The organism is Bradyrhizobium manausense (genome assembly GCF_018129685.1).
GTDB classification, from domain to species: Bacteria; Pseudomonadota; Alphaproteobacteria; order Rhizobiales; family Xanthobacteraceae; genus Bradyrhizobium; species Bradyrhizobium manausense_D.
The window spans coordinates 1-11,326 of record NZ_JAFCLG010000044.1; the positions used below are offsets into that span (position 1 = coordinate 1).

Here is an 11,326-nt window from a genome sequence, read left to right on the forward strand (position 1 = left end):
GCCGCAGCTGGCAGCACCAGTTGACCTGAACGCGCCCGGCGCCGCCAGTCATGCACCTGCTGGGGCCGGCAGCCATGCCGGCGTGCGATATCTGTTACAACCGCGCCCGGCTCAAGGCTTTCCGCGACAATCCGGACCTTCAAATCATCCGGCCACTGCTTACGGCCTGCGCCGGCGTACACTTCGATACGCTGTGTCAATGGTCGTCTTATGTCGTCCGAACGGTCGTCCATTGTGAGCACCCTTGCAGAAGATGACTCTTCTAGCGGCGCTCCCAAAATCGCGCACAGACAATCTAAAGGGCCGCGGCGCTACGCTTACCAGCAAACCGGATGCGCTGATGCATCATTCCGATCGCGGCAGCCAATACGTCAGCGAACAGTTCCAGCGCCTGATGGCGGACAGCGGGATCGTTTGCAGCATGAGCCGATCCGGCAACGTCTGGGACAACGCGGCGATGGAGAGCTTCTTCTCGTCGTTGAAGACCGAGCGCACCGAGCGCAAGACCTATATTACCAGGAACGAGGCAAGAGCAGATGTGTTCGACTACATCGAGCGCTTCTATAACGCCGTCCGGCGTCATTCGACGATCGGATACCTCAGCCCTGTTGAGTTCGAGCGCGAGGTGGGATTAGCTTAACCGGGTGTCCATCAAACCGGCAGCAGCTCACCCCTTGGGCTTGGACGGTTGAGGATGTGCTGAGACAAACCACAAGCCCCAGCGCCGCGAGGCTAATCCCCATTCCACGCGAAATGCTGGGCCAAATGCAGTCATCCTTCCCAAGACAATGTTCGATTAGAAGTGCTTCCAGAAAACGACTTTTGCTACGCCTACGTCCCAGAAATCCCGAATGTATGCCTCTTTCTTATATCCCGATGTAGAATACAGAACGCGCGCCGGCTCTTGCGCGGTCTCATCGGTAGTCTCGATGATGATTACGCGACCGTCTAAAGTACTGATTTTCTTCTCGACGTGATGTAACAACGCCGATCCGATGCCAGACCGGTGGCATTTGGGGGCTACTCCAATGGCGCGAAGATTCCAGGTGCCCGAAGTCAGCCGCTCAAGCTCACAATATGCGAAGCCGAGCATTGAGTCGTCGGAACCTGCAACTAAGAGAAATGCTTCGTTTGGCCTGCTGAAGCAGCCTTGTATCATTTGGCTCGCCATACTGGCCGGAAATAGACCAGTTTCCTCAGCGATAACCCCAATCCCTGCGGAGTCTTCCGGGGCAGCATCGCGCAGGTAGGCGTTCGGTATCAAAGGTCCTAGCAAATTCTCACGGCTTTTGATCACGTCTCACCCTCTGTTTTTGGATAAATACGGATTTGCCGCGCGGTTGTTACGTCGCGTTTTTGAGAGGGCCATCAGGCAACCGCAGATGCTTTCATCAAACGAGATGTCGGCTCCGGGGTTAAAAAGCGAAGAACTTAGGTTGAGCAAATCTGGTCCGCTCTGCCTGTCATTCGGCCTGCAATATTGGCTCTGACGCATTTTTGGTGCAGCTCCGATTATTCTGCGCCGATTAGTCTAGCTTGAAGCAAATCGATTTTTCCGCGACCGTACATTTGACGTTTGACGAGTTTGAGGCGCGTGATCTGACCTTCAGTTTGTCCGTTGGACCAGAGCGAAGTGATTGCGGCCCTAACCGCTGCTTCATCTTTCGCAACGCCGCTGGCGAACGAGGCGACGAGACTGGCGCGGGCGCGCTCGATCCATGGTATGAGCCCCTCCTCAGTTTTGCGCCGGATCATCAAGTGGAATTCAGCGATGATCTCGCGCGCTTCGACCAGGGTTGGTACGCCAGCTTCGATCGCCGCGACCGTGACGGTCTCCGCTTTCGTGAGCAGGTCCCGCCCGATGGTCATGAGGCGAGCGATTGTTCTGGCTGAGGGAATCCGCTGCAGGTTCTGTGCATCGGCCTTTTCGGCCTGTCGTCTGCGGGTCGCCCACTCGCTGACGACGCGGAGCGAGCCGCGGAAGCCGCGTGCTGCTAGGCGGCGCCAGAGTTCAGCCCCGTTTCGACAGCCGGACACCCATTGATTATCGAGCTATGGCAAATGCAGATCCAACGAACTTTGCCGGGTTCGAAAAACATCGGTGCGTTCGCCGCGGATCACCTGCCGTACCAGCTTCCTGATATGGCCAGTCTGGCGCACGATCTGCTTGATGGCTATGCCGCTCTTCGACAGAGCCAGGATGGCCGCATTGGTCTCCTCTCGGCGCAGGTAGCCTTCATACTGGAGGCGCTCGGCGGCTGTGAGCAGCGCGGGATCGATCGTGATCGCGCCAATCACGGTGCGTATCGGTCGCATCGATTTGCGGACGGCGTCGAGAAAAGCTCGACTGGCGTTCTCCATCAGATGCCAACGATCTGCCACCTGCATCGCGTACGGCAAGGCCTTTGCTGCGGCTTCGCCATATCCTCCACCACGGTCACGGGCGACGATCGCGATCGTGGGATGCGAAGCGAGCCACGCTTGGGCGGTTGCGGGCTCCCGATCCGGCAGCAGCGTGACAATCTGACGCTTTTCCAGGTTGCAGATGATGCTGGCGTATCGGTGATTGCGCCGCCAGGCCCAATCATCAATGCCGATAACCCTGAGCGGGTCGGCCGGCGGACGGCTACGGCGTCGGACCACTCGCAGGAGCGTGTCTTTGCTCACCGGCAGCATCAGCCGTTTTGCGAAGCCTGCCGCCGGTCGACCACCAAGCGCCAGACCGAGGTGATGGACAATAGAGTCCAGCCTCGCCGTGCGTCGCGCTGATGGAGCCAGTATCCCCTCGGCGAAGCGCTCAGTGAAGATTTGGCGCCCGCACAGGACGGCATCGCAGCGGAAGCGGCGGGCGATTACCAGGAGCTGGACGATCCGCCCCGCGAGCGGAAGATCGGTCACGCAACGTCGATAGCGGCTATGGACACGTCGCGAAACCGTTCCGCACGATGGGCAATGGCTTAAGGCACTTACCGTCGAACAGGTACTGTGCGAAGCAGGCAAAGTTGCAGCTTGGCTGCTCTGTAGAGTCGGCCAGCGACTGAGCGGGCAAGACAACGGCAAGATAAAAAAGGCACCGCCCGGATGCCCGATGCAGGTTCACAACCATCTTACGATGATGGGAGCTAATCCCGGCGATCTGCCCATCGAGCAAGCGGACAAGTTCACGCTTATCCTGAACTTGAAAACGGCGAAGCAGCTTGGCATTACGGTCCCGCCAGCACTACTCGCGCAGGCCGACGAGTTGATCGAATAAAAGCCGTGATTGCTGCGTTGCATGAGTCCGGTTGTGGCCCATCGCAACCGTCCGGGCGGTGTCCGGTCCTGTCCGGGGTTGAAGGTAGACCGGACCTGACTGCTCACGGCCGAAACCGGCGCTGTTGACCCATTGCGGACGCAATCCGAAGTTGGCTCAGAATTTGTGCGACTTGGCCACCGGCGCGGCGAGCCTGCTCATCGAAATCCGTAGAGTAGGACATTAAGAGCCCGCCTCGCGCCCACACGGCGGTGGGGCCAAGAGCCGGTTTACCGGTCTTTGCGAGCGTAGCGACAATTTGGGGAATACGAGCCACCAGTCTCGGAGAAATTGACACGAAGAATGCGCTAACCTCGTCGCGCTGCCCCGATTCAATCGCGCTCTCGACGTCATCGAGCGTCGGCACATCATACATGGAGACGGCGAAGCCCAATTGCTGAGCGGCCTTCTGCACCGCAGCATGCTCAACTGGAAATTGGACAGCAGTATCCATTAGACCAATGAACCCAAGCCGCATCAGGTTTGGCACCAGCTCCTTAAAAAGTTGAAATTGCTTGCTCGTCAGGCTCTCCAGACCACCAAGGGCGTTCTGGACATTGCCTGTCGTCATGCCGCCCGGCTTTGCATAGCTCTTCACCCAACCGTACGCGACAGGATCGATTGCAATGGCTGTGAAGACCACTGGTACGTTCGGGGCCAGCCTGTGGATTGGCTGGGGGCTGTTGGCCACTGTGACGTAGACACGTGGCTTCAGGCGATCCAATTCCCTCACGATTTCCTGCAGGCGTACGGAATCGCCTTCGGCGAAGCGTACCGTAATGATGTAGTCCTTGTCTTCGACAAGGCCGGCCCGCTTCAGGCCCTCGCGGATATTGGCGCTCCGTGCGTTCGCAATTTGCTCGGTCGCCATCGCGAGGACCGCGACGAGCGGCAGGCTCGCAGCCTGTTGTCCCCATACGGTCCGTGGCCACGCCGTCATTCCGCCGATCAGTCCGATGAACTCGCGTCGTTTCATGGCCAGCTCCAACTGGCTCTGATGGTAAGCTCGTTTCGGCGCCGGTCCAAGAGCGTTGGGTAACGTCTGGTTTGGGTCAACAGCGCCGGTTTCAGCCGTGGGCAGTCAGGTCCGGTCTACCTTCCGCTCCGGACATGTCCGGGGATCGCCCGGCCGGTTGCGGTTCATCAGACTGAAGATAGAAACTTATTAATGCGCGCCACAACGGCCTCGGTTTGTCCTACAGCGGTCATGTGATCGCAACCGGGCAACACGAACAGTGCAGCGTTCGCTAGGTGCGATGCGCACTCCCGTACTGCGGCTAAGCGCGGGTCCCGTTCGCCGACGAAGAGCAAGCAGGGAATTGTCATCTTCAGTAATACATCGTCGGCTATCGACGAACGGTCCCGCGCGGCAAAGTGGATCGCGGCCACGTCATTTGCAACAAGCCGATCCCGCCAACTGGGTGGAACCAAATGCCCGAAAATCTTATCGATTGATGCAGCCAATACTGCCGGATCACTCGGAAACAAATCACGGAATGGCTGGAGGTTCTCCGCATACGGATGAGCCCCTCCAATTACAAAAGAGCCGATGCGCTTCGGATAGTATTGGGCGAGGCCAAAGGCAGCGTAGCCACCGTAGGAGTAGCCAAAGAAATTCGATGTACGGAGCCCAAGCCCGTCGAGCACCGCGACGACATCGGATGCGATGGCTGCCTGATCATAGGCAGCAGGGTCGTGTGGCTTATCACTTTGGCCGTGACCTCTTGCATCAACTAAGATGATCTGATGGCGATCTTTCAGCGCGTCCACGTAGCCAAGGTCAATCCAGTCAGCACCGCTTCCACCGAGCCCGTGATGAAGCACAAGAGGACTACCCTCGCCAATAGTTTGAAAGTGGATGCGCACCCCACGATTGGTGACAAACGCCATGGTTATCCCCCAAAACCCTAACGTTAATGGAGGTTAGCTGAACCACACCGCATTTCAAGCAGAGACCACGATCTGGAGCGGCGAAGTCCGCTTCGGGTCAATAGCGCCGGTTTCGGCCGTGAGCCGTCAGGTCCGGTCTACCCTCAACTTCGGACATGGCCAGACACCGCCCGGACGGTTGCGATGGGCCATACGGAGACTCCTTCGATGAATTCGCAGCGTTCTCGCATCTCACACCCATCAGGTTTATATTCATCTTACCTTGCCTGTTTTCAGGATGTCGAAGCCAACCTTGCTTAGCCGCATGCGAGTGATGGTAAGTGAAAGCTCCTTGGCGGTCGTTAAGGGCTCGTCTTCGATAACTTTGTGCGCTAGCAGCCACCAAAGTACGCGGCGCGAGACACCGCGCTCACATCTCCATACGCTGCCATTCGGTCCGTAGGCGCGAAAAACTTTCTGGTCATTAGTAGCAACCATAGGGCGTCGCACAGCGGGCGTAACCTTGAATTCGATGGACTCCGGCTGAGGCATAAGCGGTGCACTCAGTCTGATTTCGTATTGTCGCAATTATAGCCGAATTTACTGTAAGCTCGCTCCACATCAAGCCGATTTACTCTGAGACCACTTCACTCTCTTCGTATTGTCGAAGCTATCCCACTTTCCGGGGGACTGATCATGAAGGCTGTTCTTGCTGCTTGTATTGCAATCACCGTTTTATGGGGCGCTGATAGTGAGTTCAACAATGGGCGATACTTCGAGGTCGCGAAACGGATCGTAAGAGACGCGTGCGCCGCCGTGGTCCGCTAAGGGTCAACAGCGCCGGTTTCGGCCGTGGGCAGTCAGGTCCGGTCTAGCCTCAACTTCGGACATGGCCGCGCACCGCGCGAACGGTTGCGATGGCCGAGAGCAGAAAACATGTTGCGTTTGCGGATCAGAAGCCAATGCCGAGCATCAACACGAAATCACGGCGGCACCAGAATCCTCCACACGCGACATCCGGGGGGATTGCCGCAACGCGTGTAGCCTGGTGGACACGCGCAATTGCCCATCGATCGGCGTGCAGGGCGTATTGCTTCTTGGAGGGCTTCACTGTTCCCTGATCCGCGAGGGCCGGTAGGGCCGCAGATAGAACGAACGACATCGATACGGCCGCTGCAAGCACCAACGAATAAACTCGATTCATCTCCGCTCCTCTTGGCGCCGGCACGGGCAATACCCCACCGGCTCTTAATCGTCTCAGAACCCGACGCCGATGATGGTGCTGTGACCACCGCCACCACCGCCACCACTCACGATGCTGGGACGTGCAACCGCCTGCTGGCGGGCGCGAGGCGTATCGTTGTCGGACTTGGCACGACGAGCGGGTTCGCGATCGGCATCGCGGTTGGTCTGCTTTTGGCGCGACTTGCCATCGTCGCCGCTCTTGCGCGAGGCGGTCGCGGCCGACGCCGGATTCTCATTGGCGACACAGACATCGCCCTTCAGGGTCTGGTCGCTCTTGCACTGGATCGGACAGACCCGTGTCGCGTGCTTGGAGAGCTCGGCGACCAGGTCCTGCGTCACACTGATCTTGTCGGCTTCGACCGGCTGGCCTCCGATCATGAAGTAACGACCAAGGGCAGCCTTGGTCGAGTCGCTCAGCTTGCCATCCGGCTTGCCGGTCAGGCAGCCAAGCCGGACCAACTCAGTCTGGGCGGACGTGACGAGTTGCGGCGAATTGGGCAGCGTGGCCGCCCGCTTCACAGCCTCGGCATTGAAGCGATCGATCGCGGCAACGACCACTGGTCCGAGTCGGTCGCAGGAGACCGTCTTAAAGAATGTCTTGAGGTCGTCGATGCCGGTTCCATCACTCCCTTTGGCGATGATCGCATCCAGCTGGGCCAGTTGGTCTTTGCAGGCGGCTTCCTTCGCCGCCGCGAGGTCAGCCACCCTGCGGGCCTCTTCGGCTTCCTTTGCCTGTTTATCCGCTGCCGCTTTTGCTGCCGCCGCGGCCGCAGCGGCGCGGTCGTGCTCGGTCTGCTCGGCCTTCTGCCTGGCATCTTGTGCCTTGCGCTCAGCCTCAGCGACTTTGGCCAGCCTGTCGGCTTCAGCCGCAGCTGCACGCCGCTCATCCTCGATCCGTTTTTTCTCGACTGCCGCTGCTGCCGCAGCTGCCTTGGCCTTCTCGGCTGCCTCGGCCTCGCGTGCCCGGCGCTCGTCGTCTTCCCGCTTCTTCTGCGCGGCCAGTTCCGCCTGCTCGGCCTCCGCTTTCCGCTTGGCCTCCTCGGCAGCCTGTCGAGCTGCCTCACGGTCGGCACGCGCCTTGTCCTCACGCTCCTGGATCGCCTGCTTCAAAACGTCGATGCGCTGCTGCGCGGTGATCGCGAGCGGCGCGTCGGGAAAACGCTTGATGAAACGCTGGAGCACGGGGACGTCCACGCTATCCTTGATTTTTTCCCACTCGATCTGTTCCTTCGTCGGTGGCGTATCGCGGGTCGTTGGCGGCGTCTGCGGATAGGCCGCGACCTGAATATTTGCCGGTGGCTGGCTGCCGAGCGCCTCCATCTGCGCACGCGCCAATTCGGCGTAGAAGCCCGTTGGATGGGTCGCCAAGAAAACTTCCCACGCCCGCTTGGTGCCGATCTTTTGCACCAACTCGTAGTCCCCTTTTACATCGCTGACGGGCGCCTCTTGCGGCACTGCCGGAGCCGGCACCAGCGAGATCGTGCCACCGCCGAGGGCACCATACACATACGGTTCCTGGCGATTGGCTGTCGACTTGAGTACTTCATCCCTAACCCGGCCGAAAGCAAGACGCACATCAAGTCCAGGCACAGGAAGATTCTTGAGAATCGACACTGTAAAGGGACTGTGCTCGCCGTCGCCGTCATCTGCCGTGGAGCCGGCCTTCGCCGCGTATGCGATCAGCGTATCCGTCATGGTCGGCTCGACCTTGCCGAGTCCGCTGCTGACGGCGCGGGTCACAACACTCCGTCGCTCCCGCCGCATCGTGCCCACGAAGGGATTGTCACGGCAGGCATCGAGAATGACGAGGCGTAGCCGCTTGGCGCCGTCGGCCGAGGATACCATCCTCTCGAGCGGGATCGCTTCGTCGTCCGCGTCACGATCGGAGGCCAGCTTCGCATCGACCGGGATCAGATAGTTGGTCCCCCCGATCTCCAGACCATGTCCGGCGTAGTAGACCACCGCGATATCAGCCTGGTCGGCCGTCGTCTCGAACTTGCGGATCGCGCGCTTGAACTCGAGATTGCCAACGTTAATCAGCGTGTCGACGGAGTCGAAGCCGGCTTCGCGAAACATCTTTGCGATGGAGCTCGCATCGCGCGCAGGGTTGGGCAACTGCGGAACCGACTGGTAGCTTGAATTGCCGACGACCAGCGCAACGCGGCGCTCGGCAAACGCGCAATCGGGCGCCAGGACCACTAACAAGAAGGTCCCGACGATCGTCGCTACCGCTGCGGTAAACCGCCGGATCATCAAACATTCCGTTTTGGCGAGCAAACAGCACAACACCGAGCCGCGAGGCTAAGGTTGCAGGAAGTCGGCCAGCCCGAAATCAATAATCGATGCTGGATTTTATCTGCGAGGCCATTGTCTCGCAATGTGTCGAAACGCCTTCACACCAAGGTATTTTTCCGATTCCGTGCGTGACACAAGTCACAAAGATCGTGATTTGAGAGACCGCGTCAGCCCGCCGCACACGTGTCGGCAGCGTAACGCATGGAACTCGCGGCAACGTGATTCACGTCACGCAACCGGTAATCCGAAACCGTGGTTCTGTTTCGAAAGTGTTGCCGTCCAGATACACCGCGCGGAATTCACAGGCGCGGCTGACCAAAAACAAAAGCTCGCGGTTTCGCCCGCCAAAAGCGTCAATTACGCTCCGCTCAATATTTTTTGATTCCGATTTTTGGGGAACTGGCGATGGGCTCGTTTGCGAAGTGGGCTGGTGGCGCGGGGGTTGCGGCGGTTGCCACCCTGCTGTTGGGGACATCGTCGGCTTTGGCGCAAAACTGCGGCGCGACGACGCAAACCGGCGCGACGATCAACAACATTGGCACGCTGGCTGTGCCAACGAGTTCTGCCAGCGCTTCCATTTCAGCGGCTATCGGTAACGTCAACACCGCATTCCTGACGCAGCAAGGCAGCGCGTTCGTGTCGGCTCCGGCGAACCCGGCGCCGGATCAGCCGGGCGGCGGCGTGTGGGCTCGCGCCGTCGGCGGTCAAGTCAACATCAGTTCGACTTCCCAATCGGCAGGCGTGTCGACGCAGGCCGGCACGGTTTTCAACACCGCAACAACCAACTGCTCCAACGCGCAGAAAGAGAATTTCGCGGGCGTTCAGGTCGGCGCCGATATCGCTCGGCTGAACTGGAGCGGCTGGAACGTGCATCTCGGCACAACCGCTGGTTATCTCGGCGCGAAGACGACCGACAATGCTAACTTCAGCAACAATTTCGAGGTGCCCTTCTTCGGCACTTACATCGTTGCCACGAAAGGCCGTTTCTTTGCCGACCTGATGGTTCGCCAAGAATTCTATAATGTCAGCTTGAACAATCCGGGCTTCGCTTTTGCCGGCCAGCCGATCGGAGCGCACGGCTTCTCGGTTTCGGCATCGACCGGCTACAATTTTGACCTGGGCGACAGCTGGTTCATCGAGCCGTCGGCTGGCTTCATCTATTCCAAGACGTCTGTCGACAATTTTACCGCGCCCGGCGTAGCCGGTCCGAGCTTCACTGGCATCACCGGCATCATCCGGACCAACGATGTCGAGAGCGAAATGGGCCGCCTCAGCTTGCGTGGCGGCAAGACGATCGCCACGCCCAACGTCATCTGGCAGCCGTTCGCGTCTGTGAGCGTTTTCCATGAGTTCGCCGGCAATGTGACCTCGAACTACACGTCTTTGAACGGCGTGTTCCCAGTCGGCGGCGCACCATTCACATACAACCAGACAACGACAACCTCGCGCGTTGGCACCTACGGCCAGTACTCGCTCGGCGTCGCCGGCCAGATCGTGAATACGGGTTGGCTCGGCTTCGTCCGCGTCGACTACCGCAACGGATCGAATATTGACGGCTGGACCGGCAACGCCGGCATCCGCTACCAGTTCTCGCCGGAAACAATCGCTGCCGCGATCATGCCGACCAAAGCCATCAGAATGGTCAAGGCACGGCCGGGCGTGATCACGGCGACCAACTGGACCGGCTTCTATGTCGGCGGCTTCTTTGGTGGCTCGGCCGGCCGGACCGACCTGAGGTTCGGAGACCCCGCAACCACCACGACCCGGCCTTGGACGAGCGGCGTCTTCGGCGGCGGACAATTTGGCTACAACTATCAGTTCAGCAACAGCTTCGTCCTTGGTGTCGAGGGCGACATCGGCGCGGCCAACATCCACGGCGCCCGGACGGCCGGCACGAGCCTCACAATCCCGGGCCTGACCTCAGCCTTGTTCGTCGCCGAGGACAAGACGAGCTGGGTCGCCACCGCGACGGCTCGCGCTGGCTACGCTTGGGAACGCACGCTCCTCTATTTCAAGGGCGGCGCGGCTTTCGAGAACGGCCGGACGAACGCAACCTGCTATAATCCGCAAGGTGGGGCGCTCGCTCCCCCAACCGTGTGCGCGAACGCAGCGGGCGTCGTATTCGCCAGCGGAACCGGCTTCGGCATCAGGAACAATCGCGTCGGTTGGACACTGGGCTACGGCACCGAATTCGACCTCGGCAAGAACTGGTCGGCAAAGGCCGAATATGACTACCTGTCGTTCGGTCGCGACCGGGCGCTGTCGTCGGACGGGACGACGATCCTCTCGACCAAGGCTGACAGCATCAATCAGGTCAAGATCGGACTCAACTATCGTTTCGCGCCCCAGGCAGTGGTTGCCAAGTACTGACCAAGTGCAAATCACGTGACATGAAAGCCCCGGCATCGTCCGGGGCTTTTGTTTTGCCGAATTGAGCCTGAACTCATGAACTCATATCTCGATCCGCACTGCAACCTCACAACCGTGCTGATTGCAGCGCTCAGGCACCTAGTCTAGGGTCTGTACTCAATAGGGATTCCATCTGAACTTAGATTGTGATTCAAGCTTCTCAACGGAAGGGAGGCTTGAATGGCAAAGCAGGTCTACTGGCTCAGCGATGCGGAA

At 59.5% G+C, this 11,326-nt stretch carries 7 protein-coding genes and 2 pseudogenes; 3 read left to right on the plus strand and 6 right to left on the minus strand.

Annotated elements, in window-relative coordinates; genetic code table 11:
* A partial coding sequence (locus JQ621_RS34990) for a transposase (protein WP_212241744.1) occupies positions 1-233 on the minus strand: 233 nt, incomplete at its 3' end.
* A 92-nt stretch (positions 234-325) separates the two neighbouring features.
* Here JQ621_RS34990 and JQ621_RS34995 point away from each other — a divergent pair.
* A pseudogene (locus JQ621_RS34995) lies at positions 326-640 on the plus strand (IS3 family transposase); the annotation flags it as partial.
* Between the two features lie 156 nt (positions 641-796).
* Here JQ621_RS34995 and JQ621_RS35000 read toward each other — a convergent pair.
* Together JQ621_RS35000 and JQ621_RS35005 are read right to left on the minus strand one after the other, a co-directional pair.
* Positions 797-1,297, minus strand: coding sequence for a GNAT family N-acetyltransferase (locus JQ621_RS35000; RefSeq protein WP_212241746.1), 501 nt, complete (start codon positions 1,295-1,297; stop codon positions 797-799).
* Between the two features lie 215 nt (positions 1,298-1,512).
* Positions 1,513-2,967: pseudogene (locus tag JQ621_RS35005) on the minus strand (ISL3 family transposase); the annotation flags it as partial.
* Between the two features lie 121 nt (positions 2,968-3,088).
* Between JQ621_RS35005 and JQ621_RS35010 the strand changes: the two are divergent.
* A complete protein-coding gene (locus JQ621_RS35010; protein ID WP_212241748.1) occupies positions 3,089-3,253 on the plus strand; it encodes an ABC transporter substrate binding protein in 165 nt (54 codons plus the stop codon).
* 103 nt (positions 3,254-3,356) lie between these two features.
* Here the strand turns inward: JQ621_RS35010 and JQ621_RS35015 are convergent, their stop codons facing one another.
* The 3 genes from JQ621_RS35015 to JQ621_RS35025 form a co-directional block, all read right to left on the minus strand.
* The gene (locus tag JQ621_RS35015) at positions 3,357-4,268 is read right to left on the minus strand and encodes an ABC transporter substrate-binding protein (RefSeq protein WP_212241749.1); all 912 of its coding nucleotides are present in this window, start codon (positions 4,266-4,268) and stop codon (positions 3,357-3,359) included.
* A 167-nt stretch (positions 4,269-4,435) separates the two neighbouring features.
* The gene (locus JQ621_RS35020; protein ID WP_212241750.1) at positions 4,436-5,182 is read right to left on the minus strand and encodes an alpha/beta fold hydrolase; all 747 of its coding nucleotides are present in this window, start codon (positions 5,180-5,182) and stop codon (positions 4,436-4,438) included.
* 1,236 nt (positions 5,183-6,418) lie between these two features.
* Positions 6,419-8,659, minus strand: coding sequence for a caspase family protein (locus JQ621_RS35025; RefSeq protein WP_249125768.1), 2,241 nt, complete (start codon positions 8,657-8,659; stop codon positions 6,419-6,421).
* Between the two features lie 447 nt (positions 8,660-9,106).
* Here JQ621_RS35025 and JQ621_RS35030 point away from each other — a divergent pair, with 447 nt between their 5' ends.
* A complete protein-coding gene (locus tag JQ621_RS35030; protein WP_212241751.1) occupies positions 9,107-11,071 on the plus strand; it encodes an autotransporter domain-containing protein in 1,965 nt (654 codons plus the stop codon).
* Positions 11,072-11,326: the final 255 nt, after the last annotated feature.